The following is a 17,508-nucleotide window of genomic DNA, read 5'->3' on the forward strand; positions in this document are numbered from 1 at the left end:
GAAAGGGGACGATGGAATCCGAGCGAGGGGCACTGTTCGATCCGACGTTCGGTAGCGATGCCGTTGCGCCGCTCGTGGGCGACCGGGCCTGGGTGACAGCGATGTTCGCCGTCGAGGCGGCGCTCTCCCGGGCCGCAACCACGGTCGGTCTCGTGGAGGCCGGTCACGCCGAGGTCGTCACCACTGCTGCGACCGAACTCGGGGCGCACCTGGACATCGCGAGGCTCGGAGTGGATGCGGCGGCCGGGGGCAATCCGGTGATCCCGTTGGTGAAGATCCTTCGCAGCGAGGTGGCCGAGGCCGAGGTTCCTGCCACGGCAGTGCATCCCGGGGCCACCAGCCAGGACATCATGGACACCGCGCTGATGCTCGTCTGCCGCGATGCGCTCGGTCTGATCGAGGCCTCGCTCGACGCTGCGAGTGCGGCAGCTCGAGGTCTCGCCCTGACCCACCGGACCACCCCGATGGCGGCCCGCACTCTCGGACAGCAGGCATTGCCCACCACCTTCGGCCTGGTGGCTGCGAACTGGTTCTCGGGGTTGCGCCGCGCGCAGACCAGGGTCGCCGCCGTTCGACGCGCATGCACCGTCCAGTACGGCGGGGCTGCAGGCACTCTCGCCGCCGTGTATCCACACGGACCGGCCATCGCCGCGGCGCTTGCCGTCGAACTCGGCTTGGCTCGACAGGACGCGCCCTGGCACACCGACCGCACCGCGATCGCCGATATCGCGTGCTCCTTGGGCATCGCGGCAGGAACGATCGGAAAGATCGCCCAGGACATCGAGTCGATGTCCGCCACCGAACTGGGTGAGGTCTCGGAGGACGCGCCGGGTGGCTCATCGGCGATGCCGCACAAGCGCAATCCCGTTGCCGCCGTCACGGCTCGCGCTGCGGCCCGGCGGGTCCCCGGCGCTGTGGCCACGGTGCTTTCGAACATGGACCACGAACATCAGCGCGCCGCGGGAGCGTGGCACGCCGAGTGGGAGACGATCACCGATCTGTTGCGCCTCACCGGTGGTGCCGCCCATCGACTCTCGCAAAGCCTGAGCGGGTTGCATGTTCATCCCAACGAGATGGCCCGCAATCTCGACAAGACGGGCGGAGCGCTGCTCGCCGAACGTGTCACCGCGGCATTGGCAGCGCACACCGAGCAGGCGCGCGAGATAGTCACTGCGCGATGCGCGGCGGGGGCACCGCTGGACAGTGACCCTGCCATCACGGCATTCCTCCCACCGTCGACGGTGCGCGAACTCCTCGACCCGGCCGCATATCTCGGCCACGCACCCGAGCTGGTCGACGCGATCCTCGCCGAGCATGCCCTCGACACCGAACACACCACAGAATCGAAGGATTCACGATGACCGTCGCACTTGCTCACGAACGCACCGAAGGGCCGAGCCCCGACGCGGAGACCGTCGTGCTGATCGGCTCGCTCGGCTCCGATCGATCGATGTGGAACCCGCAGATCGGAACGCTCTCCGCCTCCGTTCACGTTCTCGCCGTCGACCTTCGCGGGCACGGACAGTCTCCGGTTCCACCCGGCCCCTACTCGGTGGCCGAACTCGCCGAAGATGTTCTGGCACTGATCGATTCCCTGGACCTTCGGCGTGTTCACATCGTCGGCCTCTCGCTCGGCGGCGCAGTCTCGCAGTGGATCGCCATCCATCGCCCGGAGCGAGTGCGGACTCTGACACTGCTGTGCACCTCGGCGAAGTTCGGTGAGCCGGCGCAATGGCTCGACCGGGCCGCAACAGTCCGAGCGGCGGGAACGGCGTCGCTGGCCGCCGCCGTACTCGCGCGCTGGTTCACCCCCGAACTGGCCGCTCGCGACGCCGATCTCGTCGACCGGCATCGCCGGATGATCGCCGACACCTCGGACGAGGGCTACGCCGCATGCTGTGAGGCACTGTCCGACTGGGATTCTCGTGTGGATCTGAACCGGATCACCGCTCCGACACTGGTGATCGCCGGCCGGCAGGATCCCTCGACCACCCCCGAGGACCTGAAGATCATCGCCGACGGCGTCATCGGATCGACGTTCCGGGTTCTCGACCCGGCCGCACATCTGGCCAACGTCGAGCAAGCCGGTCCCGTCACCGCGGCAATTGCCGCACACATCGGATCGGATGCGTATGCCGCCGGACGCGCAGCTGCCCACGATGCCGGCATGGCCGTGCGGCGCAGCGTTCTCGGCGATGCGCACGTCGACCGCAGCATCGCCGCACGAACCGACTTCACCGCACCGTTCCAGGATTTCATCACCCGCACCGCATGGGGTGACATCTGGAATCGCCCAGGACTCGATCACCACACCCGCCGGCTGCTGACGCTGGCGATCCTGACGGCCGTGGGCAATCAGCACGAACTCGACATGCACATCCGGGCCGCCCTGCGAGCAGGCATGACGCCGGACACCATGGCGGAGGTGTTCCTGCACACCGCCGTGTACGCGGGAGTTCCGAACAGCAACAGTGCATTCGGTCTCGCGAACGCGGCCATCGCCGAGGCCTCGGCGCAGACCCGATCGGGTACCTCGTGAACTCCGCGGAATCACCGCCGCCGTCCTCGGACTACGTCCAATCGCTGGGCCGCGGTCTCGCGGTGATCCGGGCCTTCGACGCCGAGCATCCGCGTCGAACACTCTCCGATGTCGCCCGAGCCACCGACCTCACCCGAGCCACCGCCCGGCGGTTCCTGCTCACCCTCGTCGAACTCGGCTACGTCCGTACCGACGGCTCGATGTTCTGGCTCACCCCACGAGTGCTCGAGCTGGGCTACAGCTACCTGTCGAGCCTGTCGCTCCCGGAAGTCTCGGGACCGCACCTCGAGGCTCTCGCCGAACGGGTGCGCGAGTCGTCCTCGGTCTCGATTCTCGACGGTGACGACGTGGTGTACGTCGCCCGTGTTCCGGTCAGCCGCATCATGACCGTCGGCATCAACATCGGCACCCGGTTCCCCGCGTTCGCCACATCGATGGGCCGCGTGCTGCTGGCCGGACTGCCTGCCGACGAACTCGCGGCCTACCTGGATCGCGTGCGCTTGACTCCTCTCACCGGAAAGACGATCACCACCCCCGACGCGCTCGGTCGTGAACTCGACCGGGTCCGATCCGACGGCTTCTGCCTGGTGGATCAGGAACTCGAGGAGGGGTTGCGCTCCATCGCAGCTCCCATCCGCGACGGACACGGAGCAGTGGTGGCCGCGGCGAACGTCTCGACCCAGGCCGCGCGGCATTCCGCCGATGCGGTGCGCGCAGAACTGCTCCCGGCTCTGCTCGACGCCACCCGCGCCATCGAGATCGACCTGCTCCGGGTGAGCACCGGACCCAACGACAAGCGAGGAACCACCCATGCCTGATGCCGTGATCTGTGAACCACTTCGGACCCCGGTCGGTCGCTTCGGCGGCCAGTTCCGAGATATTTCCGCCCAGGCTCTGGCCGGCACGGTGATCGCCGAACTCGTTGCCCGCACGGGCATTGCCGGTGCCGACATCGACGATGTGATCCTCGGTCAGGCGTCCCCGAACGGCGATGCACCGGCCATCGGACGCATTGCGGCGCTCGATGCAGATCTGGGTATCGACGTCCCCGGAATGCAGGTCGACCGCCGCTGCGGCTCCGGTCTGCAGGCAGTACTGCAGGCGTGCATGCAGGTCCAGTCCGGCGGCAACGATCTGGTTCTGGCCGGCGGCGTGGAGAGCATGAGTCAGACCGAGTTCTACGCCACCGGCATGCGCTGGGGCGTCAAGGCCGAGGCCGTGGCGCTGTCCGACCGACTCGCCCGGGCGCGAGTGACCGCGGGCGGCAAGAACTTTCCGGTGCCCGGCGGGATGATCGAAACCGCAGAGAACCTGCGCGCGGAATTTTCCATCAGCCGCGCCGATCAGGACGCATTCGCAGTCCAGTCCCATCGACGCGCGGTCGCCGCGCAGAACAGCGGTGTCTTCGCCGAGGAGATCGTGGGAGTGTCGGTGCCGCAACGTAAATCGGATCCGATGCTCGTCACCACCGACGAGCATCCGCGGGCCGATACCACCGTGGAGTCACTGGCGAAGCTGAAGGCGATCCGCGCGTCGCTGGACCCGGAGTCGACCGTCACCGCAGGAAACGCCAGCGGACAGAATGACGGTGCCGCGATCGCGATCGTCACCACCCCGGAAAGAGCCGCCGCGCTCGGCCTTCGGCCGCTGGCGCGCTTGGCCGGCTGGGGTCTGGCAGGCGTTGCCCCACGCACGATGGGGATCGGGCCGGTCCCCGCGAGCGAGAAGGCACTCGGACGGCTGGGACTGAGTCTCGACGACATGGGCATCATCGAACTCAACGAAGCCTTCGCCGCACAGACGCTCGCCGTGACGCGGTCCTGGGGCATCGACCCCGACGATCCGCGGCTGAACCCACACGGTTCCGGCATCTCGCTCGGCCATCCCGTCGGTGCCACCGGAGCCCGCATTCTGGCAACGCTGTTGCGCGAGATGGACCGCCGAGAGGTCCGCTACGGACTCGAGACGATGTGCATCGGCGGCGGCCAGGGACTCGCTGCGGTGTTCGAGCGAATCGGCTGATCACCGGTCAGTACTGCAGTTGCGCCGCCAGTCGCACAGCCGAATTGGTCTCCCCGTAGCCCTCGTAGCCACCCACTCGCTGGACCACCTCGAAGAACAGGTCGTCGCCCACGGTTTCGGTGAAGAAGTGGAAGAACTCACCGCCGGTCGCGTCCGCGTCGTACAGGATCCCCAGACGCTGCATCGCGTCCAAGGTCTCGGAGCCGAGTCCGAATCGCGCGTCGAGATCGCGATAGTAGTTGGGCGAGATCCGGAGCGGAGTGAGCCCGCGTTCGGTTGTCGCTCTCGCTGCGGCGTAGATGTCCTCGCACCCGAACGCCACATGCCCGACGCCTCCGCGCCGGGCCGCAGGCAGCGGGTCCGAGTCGGACGGGCGGCCGGGAACCATGTTGAGCGAGAGTCGAATCGTGCCGTTGGCGGTGGCGAGGGTGAGGGCCCTGCTTCGTACCAGGCCTATCGCGTCGACGACGTCCTGGCCCTCGTGTGGCACCATGCCGAACACCGAGCGCAGCAGCAGCATCACGCCGTCCCAGCTCTCGGCAGGCACGGCGAGTGCGATGTGATCCACGTGCGAGACGCACGCCTCGTTCTCTTCCACCACCCTGGGCACCAGATCGAATGCCGATTGCCAGGCACCCGCACTGTCGCGGGTGCGTAGGTCCAGCGACGTTGCACCGGTCACGGCCAGGCGCACCACGGCTTCGGTCGCGTCTGCCACACCGGGCATGGAGACGGTGGACGCGGTGACTCCGAGTGCGCGGGCCCGAGTCAGCCACTGATCCGGGCGCTCGCTGCGAATCCCTATCTGGGCCAGGGCCGGTAGATGCGCCGGGACGCCCGGTGCGGTCCAGAGCGTGTCCACCGTGGTGTCGACGGCGACGGCCAGCGGACCCTGGGTGAACAGGCTGAGACCGTGTTCGCTGTGTGCTGCGGTCAGATCGAAGCCCAGGTGCCGCAATGTGGTGCCCAGCTGCGCTGCCTTCGCCGGCCCTGCCGCGATCCGCAGGGAGACGACGTTCTCGATCGGACCCGGCGGTGGCGGCGCGAACAGATCGTTGCCGGCGGAGGGAGTTTCGACGCCGCGCACCTGTTCCTGGAGGTACAGCAGCGACCGATGCGCGTCGGATGCCGTACGACCGGTGTCGGAATGCCGGAAGACGTCGTTGAAGATTTCGAGCGACCACGGGCCGGAATACCCGGAGGCAGCGACATCGGCTCCGAAGCGCGCCAGATCGAAGCTGCCCTGCCCGGGGAAGCACCGGTGGTGCCTGCTCCACTGCAGTACGTCCATCACCAGGTGCGGGGCGTCGGCCAGCTGGAGGAAGAATATCTTCTCGCCGGGGATCTCGCGAATGCCGGCGGAATCGTCACCGCGAGAAAGGATGTGGAAGCTGTCCAGGCACGTTCCCAGCGCGGGATGATCGACCTGCCGGACGATGTCCCAGGCATGGCGGTAGGTGCTGACGTGGGCACCCCACGCCAACGCCTCGTACGCCAGTCGCATTCCGCGTCGATGCGCACGCTCGGCGAGGGTTGCCATCTGTTCGACCAGCAGGGCGTCGTCACGGACGGCACCGGCCAGCGGCGAGGAGCAGACCAACAGCAGATCGCAACCCAGCTGTTCCATCACGTCGAATTTGTGTTCGGCGCGAACGAGATTGCGGGCGAACTGTTCCGGGTCGGCCGAGTCTGCGTCGCGAAAGGGCTGATAGAGATCGAGGGTCAAGCCGAGGTCGGCTGCCTTCTTCGCGATGTCCTCTGGAAGGTCAGGTGAGCTGATCAAGTCCGGCTCGAACACCTCGAAACCGTCGAACCCGGCGTCTGCGATGGCGCGCATCTTCTCGTCCAGCGAACCACTGAGCGATACCGTGGCCACCGACGTGGCGATGTACGTCATGCGAGGACACCTGCGGTCGCGCGATCCTCCAGTGCGATCAGCGCGCTCATGTGCGCGATCATTCGATCGGCGTCGGCGGTGCGTCCGGTGAATATCTCGAAGGCGTCGGCGGCCTGGAACACCGCCATTCCGGTTCCGCTGAGCGTTCTGCACCCCGCCCGGGATGCAGCAGCGAGCAATTCGGTCTCGGCCGGTCGATACACGACCTCGGCGACCCACATCCTCGGACGCAGCAGTGCCTCGGGCACAGCAGATCCGGGATGTTCGACCATTCCGATCGGAGTGGCATGCACCAGGCCGGTTGCGGTTTCGAGAACGGTGGCGAGCCGGTCGAGGCCTGCCGAGAGGATCTCGACGTCCGGGAACATCACCGACAAGGATTCTCGGAGTTGTTGCGCGCGAAGCGGATCGGCGTCCACGAGGGTGAGTCTGCCTGCGCCGCGGCGGGCCATCGCGTAGGCAACGGCTGCCCCTGCTCCCCCGGCACCGAGTTGCACCACGTCACCGATATCGGCACCGGGTAGGCCGCGGGCGAAGTTGCGATCGAACCCGGACCAGTCGGTGTTGTGGCCGACGGCTCGGCCATCGGCGAACACCACGGTGTTGACGGCTCCGAGCCGGGCAGCGTCCTCGGAGAGCGCATCGAGGCAGGAGATGACGCGTTGTTTGCACGGGTGCGTGATGTTCAGTCCTCGAAATCCGAGGTCCGCTGCGGTGGAAACGAGACGGGGCAGGTCCTCTACGGTCAGTCCACGCCTGTCCAGGTCGATGATCCGGTACTGGTAGGTCAGCCCGTGCTCGGAGCCCTCTCGTTCGTGCATCGCGGGCGTGAGCGACTTGCCGATACCCGTCCCGATCAGTCCGCAGAGCAGGGATTCCGGCATGTCGATCTCCTCGAGCCTTAATGTACGAATTGGTGAATTAGCTCGACGGTACTACGCGTTCGGCTCGCGCCCAACCCTTTCGCCGCAATCTGCACCGATAGAGTTGATCCATGGCTCCGCGCGCAACCGATATGTCCGACGACAGCAGCGGACCCACCGTCAAGCGTCGACGCAACAGCGACCTGACCCGGCACAACATCCTCGAGGTGGCCACCGAGGAGTTCGCGGACAAGGGCTTCGCAGGGGCGCGCATCGACGAGATCGCCGAGCGCACGCACACGACCAAGCGGATGTTGTACTACTACTTCACCGACAAGGAGGGCCTGTACAAGGCCGTACTCGAACGGTCGTACCTGCGCATTCGCGAGCGTGAACGAGACGTGGACGTCGAGGGCCTCGGACCGGTCGAGGCCATTCGCGCCATCGCATCACTGACGTTCGATCATCACGAGGAGAATCCCGACTTCATCCGCCTGGTCTCCACCGAGAACATCCTGCGCGGGGAACACATCTCCACGTCCGAGGCATTGAGCAACCTCGGCAATCCCGCCGCGGAACTGCTGTCGAGCATCCTGGCGCGAGGGCAGGCGGACGGGGTGTTCCGCACCGACGTCGACGCCCTCGACGTGCACATGACGATCAGCAGCTTCTGCGTGTTCCGGCTGTCGAATCGGTACACCTTCGAGGCCCTCTTCGGCCGCGACCTCACCGATCCGGAGCATCGAGAGCGGTTGCGCTCGATGCTCGGCGACATGATCATCGCGTACCTGACCTCGCCTTCTCGCTGACATTTCACACTTTCTCGGTAGGTCCCGTCACGTCAGGGGTTGACACGTGGCATGGATCACGTTCACTATTCAGAGGCACCCGGTGTTAACCATTTAGTACATTAGCGGTCCGATCGCCGAGAAGCGCGTCGTCGACCAGCGCCTACGCTCCCCCGCCTCACGAAGAGAGACACGAGAACGATGGATTCGCACACCCCTGGCACCCACCCGACGCCGCTTCGCCCCGGGGCGAACCCGCGCAAAGCGGCGACCGCCGCGTGGGTCGGAAGCGCCCTCGAGTACTACGACTTCTTCATCTACGGCACCGCGGCCGCACTCGTCTTCGGCCGCGTGTTCTTCCCGGGCTCCAACCCGGCGACCGGCACCCTGCTGGCCCTGGCCACCTTCGGCGTCGGGTACCTCGCACGCCCGCTCGGCGCACTGGTCCTCGGCCACATCGGTGATCGCTACGGACGCAAGAAGGTCATGGTCGCCACCGTCCTGCTGATGGGTGTCGCCACCCTGGGGGTCGGCGTGCTGCCCTCGTACGAATCCATCGGCATCGCCGCGCCCATCATCCTCGTGCTGCTTCGGTTGTGCCAGGGATTCTCCGCCGGCGGTGAGCAGGCCGGAGCGAACTCGATGACGCTCGAACACGCCCCGGACAACAGGCGCGCGTTCTTCACCAGCTTCACCCTCAGCGGCACCCAGGGCGGACAGATTCTCGCCACCGCGGTGTTCCTGCCCGTCGCCATGCTCCCCGAGGAAGCACTGCTCAGCTGGGGTTGGCGAATCCCGTTCTTCCTCAGTGCTTTCGTCGTCGTCGCCGCCTTCGTCATCCGCCGTTCGCTCGACGAGACACCGGTCTTCGAGGAAGCAGTGGCCTCCAACGAGCCGCAGCGCCTGCCCGTGGCCGAACTGCTCAGCGAGCATCGGCCAGCCGTGGTCCGCGTCATGCTGGCCGCCGTCATCGCCTCCGTCAGCACCATCTTCACCGTCTACGCACTGTCCTACGCCGTGAACACCGTCGGCCTCGAACGCACCCCGATGCTGTGGGTCGGCGTTCTCGCCAACGTCGTCGCACTCTTCGCATTGCCCTTCTTCGGTGCACTGTCGGATCGCATCGGCCGCAAGCCGGTGTTCCTGTTCGGCTCCATCGGCTGCGCGGTCCTGATGTTCGGCTACCTGTGGTCCATCTCGAGCGGCAACTACGTCCTCATCTTCGTCTTCGGCATCGTGATGTTCGGTTTCGTGCACAGCGCCACCGGCGGCGTCTGGCCCTCGTTCTACGGCGAGATGTTCCCGGCCAGGGTTCGCCTGACCGGAACCGCACTGGGAACCCAGATCGGTTTCGCCATCGCAGGTTTCGCGCCGACCATCGCAGGCGCGATCGCTGGAGCCGAGGTCGGTGCGTGGCTCCCCGTCGCGATCGTCACCGCGGTCTTCTGCACCATCAACGTCGTGATCGTCGCGACTTCGAAGGAGACCTTCCGTACCCCCACCGACGAGCTCGGTGTTCCGACCCGCACCACCGACAGCGCGCGCGTCGCGTCGGTCTGACCGAGATCGTGATCGACGCACTTCGACCTGCAGTGGCGGGCACCTGGACGGTGCTCGCCCTGCAGTATGCCAGCCGAACGGCATTGCGCAGCAAACTCTTTCATCAACGTGACGAGCGCAGTACCGAAAGCCAGACGGTGGCCTACTACGTGTGGCTCGCCCTCTCGAAGACCCGCACGGTACTGATCGACGCCGGGATTTCCCCGGCCACAGCAGAATCGACTGACGGGCTCGACTATCACGGGTCTCCCATCGACCTGCTCGGCGAACTCGGCCTGGCACCGGATGACATCGACACCTGCATCCTGACCCACCTGCACTACGACCACACCGGGGTCGTCGCAGAGCTCCCGACTGCGCGATACGTGGTGCAGCGCACAGAACACGAATACTGGACCGGGCCGTGGGCCGCCCGCATCACCCGAGAACGATGGCTGCACTCGCGAGCCGACACCGAACACATCGAAACCGCCGATCGCGGCACTCGGCTCGACCTCGTCGACGGCGATCTCGTCCTGTTCCCGGGGCTGTCCGTCCACGCCGTCGGCGGACACACCGCAGGCATGCAGGTGGTCAGAGTGAACACCGACCGCGGCCCGGTGGTGCTAGCCTCGGACGCCAGTCATTTCTACGAGAACTTCGAGGACGACAGCCCGTTCGCGATCCTGCACGCGCTGCCCGACATGTACGGGGCCTTCGACCGAATTCGAGAGCTCGCCGCCGGCACCGGCACCGTCGTACCCGGCCACGATCCATTGGTCCGACACCGATTCCCCGCCGTGACCGACGCCCCCGGCGCGCACGCCGTGATCATCGGCTGAGTACAGCGACAACGACGAATCCCCGACCTCGCGATGAGGTCGGGGATTCGTCGTTGTTCAGCAGGTCGATCGGCGCGAATCAGGCGGACTTGTCACGGCGCTCCGGACGCTCGGGCTTGCGCGGCACGATGGTCGGCAGCACGTTGTCGTTCACGGTCTCGGCAGTCACGACGACCTTCTCCACGTCGTCGCGGCTCGGGATGTCGTACATCACCGGAAGCAGAACTTCTTCCATGATGGCGCGCAGTCCACGAGCACCGGTTCCGCGGAGAATGGCCTGGTCGGCGATTGCCTCGAGGGCCTCGGTGGTGAACTCGAGCTCGACGCCGTCCATGTCGAACAAGCGGCGGTACTGCTTGACCAGCGCATTCTTCGGCTCGGACAGAATCGTCACGAGCGATTCCTTGTCCAGGTTCGTCACCGACGCGATCATCGGCAGTCGACCGATGAACTCGGGAATCAGACCGAACTTGATCAGATCCTCCGGCATCACCTCGGCAAAGTGATCCTGCGTGTCGATCTCGGCCTTCGAGCGAACTTCGGCTCCGAATCCGAGCCCGCGCTTGCCGACCCGATCGGACACGATCTTCTCGAGTCCGGCGAATGCACCGGCGACGATGAAGAGCACGTTGGTGGTGTCGATCTGGATGAACTCCTGATGCGGATGCTTGCGACCACCCTGCGGCGGCACGCTGGCCTGAGTTCCTTCCAGGATCTTGAGCAGCGCCTGCTGCACGCCTTCACCGGACACGTCACGCGTGATCGACGGGTTCTCGCTCTTGCGAGCGATCTTGTCCACCTCGTCGATGTAGATGATGCCGGTCTCGGCGCGCTTGACGTCGTAGTCCGCGGCCTGGATCAGCTTGAGCAAGATGTTCTCGACATCCTCGCCCACGTAGCCGGCCTCGGTGAGGGCGGTGGCGTCGGCGATGGCGAAGGGCACGTTGAGCATCTTGGCCAGAGTCTGCGCGAGGTAGGTCTTTCCGCAGCCCGTCGGTCCGAGCATGAGGATGTTCGACTTCGCCAGTTCGACGGATTCGCCTCGCACGTCGCGCGCCTTGTCACCGGCCTGGATGCGCTTGTAGTGGTTGTAGACCGCTACGGCCAAGGTGCGCTTGGCAGCGTCCTGGCCGATCACGTAGTTCTCGAGAAAGTCCTTGATCTCGGAGGGCTTGGGGAGGTCGTCGAGCTTGACCTCGCTCGACTCTGCCAATTCCTCTTCGATGATCTCGTTGCAGAGGTCGATGCACTCGTCGCAGATGTACACCCCTGGTCCAGCGATGAGCTTCTTGACCTGCTTCTGGCTCTTGCCGCAGAAGGAGCACTTCAGCAGATCGCCACCGTCACCGATGCGTGCCATTCGGAGGTTCCTACTTCCTTGTCCGCGTACGACCCACGCCGACCGGGTGTGGCCGAAACCTTCGTGGGCTACTTCTCGGTCTGTCGTCATGCCGACTTCGGTCGACCGAGTTCTTGGATGCGACGGTACCCGTGTTCGCCGAACATGGGCGGGTTGTTTCCGGTGATTCGCCACCCGATTTCGCCGAATGCAGCATTCGGGTCGTCGATCGCGACCGCCGGGCGGAGTTTCACACTCACACCCGGCGTCGGAATCTTCTGCCGGACCTGTTCGGTCCGACCGGTGGTACTCGCTCTGCTACTTCTGGGCAGAGAGCTTGCGGTACTCGAACACGGTGTCGATGATCCCGTAGTCCTTGGCCTGTTCCGCGGTGAGGATCTTGTCGCGATCGGTGTCCTTGCGGATGACGTCGGGATCCTTGCCGGTGTGGCGGCCGAGGGTGGTCTCCATGAGTCGACGCATGCGCTCGATCTCGGCGGCCTGGATCTCCAGGTCGGACACCTGGCCCTGGATGCCACCGCTCGAGGGCTGGTGAATCAGCACGCGTGCGTTGGGCAGCGCCGCACGCTTACCGGGGGTGCCTGCGGCGAGCAGGACGGCCGCGGCCGACGCGGCCTGGCCGAGGCAGACGGTCGCAACATCGGCGCGGACGTACTGCATCGTGTCGTAGATCGCCATCAGCGAGGTGAACGAGCCACCGGGCGAGTTGATGTACATCGTGATGTCTCGGTCGGGATCGAGTCCCTCGAGCACCAACAGCTGCGCCATGACGTCGTTGGCGGACGCGTCGTCGACCTGGACGCCGAGGAAGATGATGCGCTCCTCGAACAGCTTGTTGTACGGGTTCGATTCCTTGACGCCGTAGCTGGAGTGCTCGACGAAGGAGGGCAGGATGTATCGGGAGGACGGCAGCTGATTGGGGTCGAACAGGTTTGTCATCGTTTCTCCAAGATGTAAGTGATCGAGGGTCGCCGGGAGCGGCCGAATTACTCGCCGATTCCGCCGGCCTGCCGCGCACGGCTGACGACGTGATCCACGAACCCGTATTCCTTGGCGGCCTGCGCCGTGAACCAGCGGTCACGATCGGAGTCTTCGGTGATCTGCTCGACGGTCTGACCCGTGTGCAGGGCGATCAGCTCTGCCATCTCGCGCTTGGTGTGCGCGAACTGCTCGGCCATGATGGCGATGTCGGAGGCGCTGCCGCCGATACCGGCCGAAGGCTGGTGCATCATGATGCGCGCGTGCGGCAGGGCGTAACGCTTGCCCTTGGCACCGGCCGAGAGCAGGAACTGCCCCATCGAGGCAGCCAGGCCCATTCCGTAGGTCGCGATGTCGCACTCGGCGAATTCCATCGTGTCGAAAATGGCCATACCCGCGGTGACCGAGCCACCGGGCGAGTTGATGTACAGCGCGATGTCGCGAGTGGGGTCCTCGGCCGAGAGCAGCAGGATCTGAGCGCACAACTTGTTGGCGATGTCGTCGTCGACCTGGGTACCGAGGAAAATGATGCGGTTTTGAAGCAGACGCTCGTACACGGAGTCGCTGAGATTCAGCCCTGCTGCAGCCGAAGTCATGACGGGACTCTGCTGGTGCGAAGCCGCCGGATTCTGAACAGTCACGGTACCTGCCTTTTCCATAACAAATCGTTGGTTCCTGACACAGACACTAACGAAAGACGGCGGCCCCGGAGTCCCGGAACCGCCGTCGTTCGCTGTGAGCGTTACTTCTCTTGTTCGCCCTCGGAAGAATCTGCTGCTTCGACCTCGTCGGGAGCATCGGCGGGGCTGCCGAACAGCTCCGCGGTGTCGACGCTCGCGCCGGTGGTGTCGGTCACGGTGACGCGCTCGACGACCGAAGCCAGCGCCTTACCGCGCTTGACATCGGCGAACACGGCACCGAGCTGGTTGGCCTGCTGCACCTGCTGAATGAACTGCTCGGGCGGCATGCCGTAGCGCTGCGCCTGGAAGATGATCCGCTCGGTGAGCTCTTCCTGCCCGACCTGCGTGTTCTCTGCGTCGGCGATCGCATCGAGAAGGAGCTGGGTACGCACCGACTTCTCGGCACCTTCCTTGACGTCCTTGTCGAACTCCTCGCGGCTCGAACCCTGCGACTCGAGCAGCTCGGCGAGTGCTTCCTCGTTGTGGTCGAGGCCGTGGATGGCCTCGTGCACCTGGGAATCGACCTCGGCCTTGACGACGGCCTCGGGAGCCGGAATCTCGAGGGTCTCGAGCAGCGTCTCGAGCACCTTGTCGCGGATCTGACCGGCCTGCTCGACCTTCGCGACCCGCTCGACGCGCGTCTTCAGATCGGCGAGCAGCTCGTCGAACGTGTCGAACTCGCTGGCCAGCTGAGCGAACTCGTCGTCGGCCTCGGGCAGCTCGCGCTCCTTGACGGACACGACCTTGACCGTGACGACGGCTTCCTTGCCTGCGTATTCACCGGCGACCAGAGTCGAGGTGAACTCCTTCGACTCGTCCGCGGAGACGCCGATGATCGCGTCGTCGAGTCCCTCGATGAGCTGGCCGGAGCCGACCTCGTGGGACAGTCCGCTCGCGGTTGCCTCTTCCACGTTCTCGCCGTCGACGGTGGCCGAGAGATCGATCGAGACGAAGTCGCCCGACTGGACGGGACGGTCGACACCGGTCAGGGTGCCGAAACGCTGGCGCAGCGACTGCAGCTGCTCGTCGACGGCCTCGTCCTTGATCTCGAGCGGATCGACGACGACGCTGATGGTCGAGTAGTCGGGCAGCTCGATCTCGGGGCGGACGTCGACCTCGGCGGTGAACGTGAGCTCGGTGCCGTCCTCGATCTTGGTGATCTCGATCTCGGGCTGTCCGATGACCTTGACCTTCTCGTTGGTCACGGCCTCGGAGTAGCGGGCGGGAAGAGCATCGTTGACGACCTGCTCGAGAACCGCACCACGGCCGACGCGAGCCTCCAGCAACTTGGCCGGAGCCTTGCCGGGACGGAAGCCGGGGAGGCGGATCTGCTGAGCCAGAGCCTTGTACGCGCGGTCGAAATCAGGCTTGAGCTCCTCGAAGGGCACCTCAACGTTGATACGGACTCGCGTCGGGCTCAGCTGCTCGACGGTGCTCTTCACGGGACATGCTCCTTCTGGTGGTTCTTGCTTGCTGGTGGTTCTGGCTTGCTGTCTGCTCTCGCTCGCCACGAACACGGCGAGCCGTGCCTGCGGCTCTCTTTTGTCGGGGTGACAGGAATTGAACCTGCGACCCTCCGCTCCCAAAGCGGATGCGCTACCAAGCTGCGCCACACCCCGTCGTACGGACACCATTGAACAGCAACCGATAGTAGCCCCCCGTGGGCGCCCCACCGATGACGTTCGGACGAACCGGTCGCGGCGGGCCGGTTTGGAATCCGGCGGCGGCGTTGGGTACAGTCTTGAAACGCAGGCGACGGAACTGGCGATCCCACGACTGTTGTTTGCATGCCGATGTAGCTCAATGGTAGAGCCCCTGTCTTCCAAACAGGCTACGCGAGTTCGATTCTCGTCATCGGCTCCATCGAAAAGCCCCGCACTGGTAGTGCGGGGCTTTTTCGTGTCCGCGTACCCTGGACGGTGTCCGAATTGTCCGTACGAACCGGGCATGCACCGTCGGCGGAAGGTCCGCAGTGGAAATCGTCCTGATCGTCATCGTCATCGCCGCAGTGGCCCTGTTGGTGCTGCGAAGCAAGAAGAACTCCGCTGCGGCGGCCGAAACCGCACTGGCCGACGCCAAGGCCGATGCCCGGCAGTCGATCGAACGCCTCGGCGGTCAGGTCTACAACCTGATCGGCACGGATACACCGTCCAAGCAGGCCTTGGCCGACGCGTCCGAACGCAACATCGCCGCCGGTTCGCAGATCGATCAGGCCACTACCCCCGAACAGGCCCGACTGGCCAAGCAGACGGCGCTCGAGGGGCTCTACTACATCCGTGCCGCGCGCCTGGCGATGGGCATGGACCCAGGCCCGGAGGTGCAGGGCATCGACGGCCAGCAGCAGGCGGGTCGAGTCACCGAGGACCGCAAGGTCGACTTCGAGGGCCGTGAGATCGCGGCATCACCGGATCCGTCCGATCGCACCCCGAACTACTACCCGGGTGGCCGAGTCGCCGGCCGTCCGGTGCCCGCAGGTTGGTACTCCGAGCCGTGGTGGCGTCCGGCGCTGGTCGCAGGCGCGTGGGGAATGGGGTCGATGTTCCTGTTCTCGGCCATGTTCTCCGGCATGGCCGGGGTTCCGGAAGAGACTGCAGCCGGCGGCGACACGGGAGCCGACGGCGGGGGCGATGGGTCCGGCGACGACTACTCCGGCGGTGGTGGCGACGACATAGGCGGAGACGGCATGTTCGGCGGCGACGGCGGCGGCATGGACCTCGGTTTCTAGGTCGCCTGGCAGACCGGGCACCAGAACAGGTTTCGAGCCTGCAGCACCGAGTGCAGGATGTCGGCTCCGCACACTCGGCAGGGATATCCCTGCCTGCGGTAGACGTACGAGCGCGGCCGCCGGGCACCGTAGGTGTCGCCGTGATCGTCCTCTGGTCGGATGGTGATGATGCGACCGCGTCGGACACCGATCTTCATCAGTTCGACGAGGTCGAACCAGATCGCGTCCCACTCGGATCGGTCGAGGTCCTTGCCCGGGCGCATGGGGTTGATCTCGTGTCGGAACAGAATCTCGGCGCGGTAGACGTTTCCGACGCCGGCGAGCACCTTCTGGTCCATCAGCAACGTGCCGATTGCTGTGCGCGACTTGGAGATTCGTGCCCATGCTCCGTCGGGGTCGGCGTCCTTACGCAACGGGTCCGGCCCCAGGCGCGCCACCAGGGCGTCGACCTGCTCCTCGGTGTAGATCTCGCAGGCCGTGGGGCCGCGCAGGTCGGTTCCGTACTTCTCCCCCACCATGCGCAGCCGCACGGCACCCACTGGATCGTCCAGCGGCACAGCCTGTTCGGTGAACTTCCCGTACAGGCCGAGATGGATGTGCACGATCAGATCGGACTCGTATCGGTGCAGCAGATGCTTGCCCCAGGCCTCAGCCTTCTCCAGTACGAGACCGTCGATCAGCGCGGCACCGGAGGTGAAGCGCCCCTGCGGGCTGCTCGCCTCGACCGGTGCCCCGCCGAACCGACGTTGATGCAACCGAGCCAGTCGGTGCAGGGTGTGCCCCTCGGGCACCTACTCGGGCTTTCCCGGCACGACGGGTGCCTCGCCGCTGCGCTCGTACTCGGACAGAATGTCGATGCGGCGCTGGTGGCGCTCCTCGCCCGAGAACGGGGTACCGAGGAAGGCGTCGACGATGGCGAGGGCTTCGGGGAGGGTGTGCATGCGGCCACCGATGCCGATGAGCTGGGCGTCGTTGTGCTCGCGGGCCAACTTGGCGGTCTCGACGCTCCACGCCAGCGCGCAGCGAGCGCCCGGCACCTTGTTGGCTGCGATCTGCTCGCCGTTTCCGGAACCGCCGAGCACCAGGCCGCGGCTACCCGGGTCGGCGACGACGCGGCGTGCTGCGTCGATGCAGAATGCCGGGTAGTCGTCGACGGGGTCGTAGTCGAAGGCACCGCAGTCGACGGGCTCGTGCCCGGTTGCCGTCAGGTGTTCGATGATCTGATTCTTGAACTCGAGGCCGGCGTGGTCGGCACCCAGGTATACGCGCATGCCT

16 protein-coding genes and 2 tRNA genes are annotated in these 17,508 nt (G+C 65.8%); 9 read left to right on the top strand and 9 right to left on the bottom strand.

What is annotated here, in order from left to right; translation table 11 throughout:
* Positions 1-11: 11 nt before the first annotated feature.
* From pcaB to AB0366_RS19315, 4 genes are read left to right on the top strand one after another with little or no spacing between them, the layout of a single operon-like run.
* Positions 12-1,361 carry a 3-carboxy-cis,cis-muconate cycloisomerase gene (gene pcaB, locus AB0366_RS19300; RefSeq protein WP_366245322.1) on the top strand — a complete coding sequence of 450 codons (1,350 nt, stop codon included), beginning with the start codon at positions 12-14 and terminating at the stop codon, positions 1,359-1,361.
* A complete protein-coding gene (pcaD, locus tag AB0366_RS19305) occupies positions 1,358-2,539 on the top strand; it encodes a 3-oxoadipate enol-lactonase (protein WP_366245323.1) in 1,182 nt (393 codons plus the stop codon). Before pcaB ends, pcaD begins: the two co-directional genes overlap by 4 nt.
* Positions 2,536-3,357: an IclR family transcriptional regulator gene (locus tag AB0366_RS19310; RefSeq protein WP_366245325.1), complete on the top strand. Its 822-nt coding sequence runs from the start codon at positions 2,536-2,538 to the stop codon at positions 3,355-3,357. Before pcaD ends, AB0366_RS19310 begins: the two co-directional genes overlap by 4 nt.
* Entirely contained in the window at positions 3,350-4,561 is a 1,212-nt protein-coding gene (locus AB0366_RS19315) for an acetyl-CoA C-acetyltransferase (protein ID WP_366245326.1), read from the top strand. The genes AB0366_RS19310 and AB0366_RS19315 overlap by 8 nt, the downstream gene beginning before the upstream one ends.
* A gap of 7 nt (positions 4,562-4,568) precedes the next feature.
* Here AB0366_RS19315 and AB0366_RS19320 read toward each other — a convergent pair whose 3' ends face one another.
* Complete coding sequence (locus AB0366_RS19320) at positions 4,569-6,458, bottom strand: TIM barrel protein (protein WP_366245328.1); 1,890 nt, start codon at positions 6,456-6,458, stop codon at positions 4,569-4,571.
* Positions 6,455-7,342 (bottom strand): shikimate dehydrogenase, encoded by an 888-nt coding sequence (locus tag AB0366_RS19325; RefSeq protein ID WP_366245330.1) that lies wholly within the window; start codon positions 7,340-7,342, stop codon positions 6,455-6,457. Before AB0366_RS19325 ends, AB0366_RS19320 begins: the two co-directional genes overlap by 4 nt.
* 110 nt (positions 7,343-7,452) lie before the next feature.
* On the opposite strand from AB0366_RS19325, the gene AB0366_RS19330 reads away from it, so the two are divergent.
* The 3 genes from AB0366_RS19330 (at position 7,453) to AB0366_RS19340 (ending at position 10,490) form a co-directional block, all read left to right on the top strand.
* Entirely contained in the window at positions 7,453-8,130 is a 678-nt protein-coding gene (locus AB0366_RS19330; RefSeq protein WP_366245332.1) for a TetR/AcrR family transcriptional regulator, read from the top strand.
* A 180-nt stretch (positions 8,131-8,310) separates the two neighbouring features.
* Entirely contained in the window at positions 8,311-9,669 is a 1,359-nt protein-coding gene (locus tag AB0366_RS19335; RefSeq protein WP_366245333.1) for an MFS transporter, read from the top strand.
* A gap of 8 nt (positions 9,670-9,677) precedes the next feature.
* Entirely contained in the window at positions 9,678-10,490 is an 813-nt protein-coding gene (locus AB0366_RS19340) for an N-acyl homoserine lactonase family protein (RefSeq protein WP_366245334.1), read from the top strand.
* A 79-nt stretch (positions 10,491-10,569) separates the two neighbouring features.
* Here the strand turns inward: AB0366_RS19340 and clpX are convergent, their stop codons facing one another.
* The 5 genes from clpX to AB0366_RS19365 form a co-directional block, all read right to left on the bottom strand.
* Positions 10,570-11,850: an ATP-dependent Clp protease ATP-binding subunit ClpX gene (gene clpX, locus AB0366_RS19345; protein WP_032394600.1), complete on the bottom strand. Its 1,281-nt coding sequence runs from the start codon at positions 11,848-11,850 to the stop codon at positions 10,570-10,572.
* 297 nt (positions 11,851-12,147) lie between these two features.
* The gene (locus AB0366_RS19350) at positions 12,148-12,789 is read right to left on the bottom strand and encodes an ATP-dependent Clp protease proteolytic subunit (RefSeq protein ID WP_008715342.1); all 642 of its coding nucleotides are present in this window, start codon (positions 12,787-12,789) and stop codon (positions 12,148-12,150) included.
* 47 nt (positions 12,790-12,836) lie between these two features.
* Complete coding sequence (locus AB0366_RS19355) at positions 12,837-13,487, bottom strand: ATP-dependent Clp protease proteolytic subunit (protein ID WP_082898933.1); 651 nt, start codon at positions 13,485-13,487, stop codon at positions 12,837-12,839.
* Positions 13,488-13,570: 83 nt separating this feature from the next.
* A complete protein-coding gene (gene tig, locus AB0366_RS19360; RefSeq protein ID WP_366245335.1) occupies positions 13,571-14,950 on the bottom strand; it encodes a trigger factor in 1,380 nt (459 codons plus the stop codon).
* Between the two features lie 103 nt (positions 14,951-15,053).
* A tRNA-Pro gene (locus AB0366_RS19365) sits at positions 15,054-15,127 on the bottom strand.
* 170 nt (positions 15,128-15,297) lie between these two features.
* Between AB0366_RS19365 and AB0366_RS19370 the strand changes: the two genes are divergently transcribed.
* Both AB0366_RS19370 and AB0366_RS19375 read left to right on the top strand, forming a co-directional pair.
* Positions 15,298-15,371 (top strand) — tRNA-Gly (locus AB0366_RS19370).
* Positions 15,372-15,480: 109 nt separating this feature from the next.
* Complete coding sequence (locus tag AB0366_RS19375; protein WP_366245336.1) at positions 15,481-16,233, top strand: DUF1542 domain-containing protein; 753 nt, start codon at positions 15,481-15,483, stop codon at positions 16,231-16,233.
* On the opposite strand, the gene AB0366_RS19380 is transcribed toward AB0366_RS19375, so the two are convergent.
* Together AB0366_RS19380 and AB0366_RS19385 are read right to left on the bottom strand one after the other, a co-directional pair.
* Positions 16,230-17,024 carry a DNA-formamidopyrimidine glycosylase family protein gene (locus AB0366_RS19380; protein ID WP_366245337.1) on the bottom strand — a complete coding sequence of 265 codons (795 nt, stop codon included), beginning with the start codon at positions 17,022-17,024 and terminating at the stop codon, positions 16,230-16,232. The two genes, AB0366_RS19375 and AB0366_RS19380, sit on opposite strands and share 4 nt — an antisense overlap.
* Positions 17,025-17,504 (bottom strand): ribose-5-phosphate isomerase, encoded by a 480-nt coding sequence (locus tag AB0366_RS19385; protein WP_037193169.1) that lies wholly within the window; start codon positions 17,502-17,504, stop codon positions 17,025-17,027. It lies immediately after the preceding gene.
* Between the last annotated feature and the right edge of the window lie 4 nt (positions 17,505-17,508).

Source organism: Rhodococcus sp. NPDC076796, assembly GCF_040702765.1.
GTDB lineage: Bacteria > Actinomycetota > Actinomycetes > Mycobacteriales > Mycobacteriaceae > Rhodococcoides.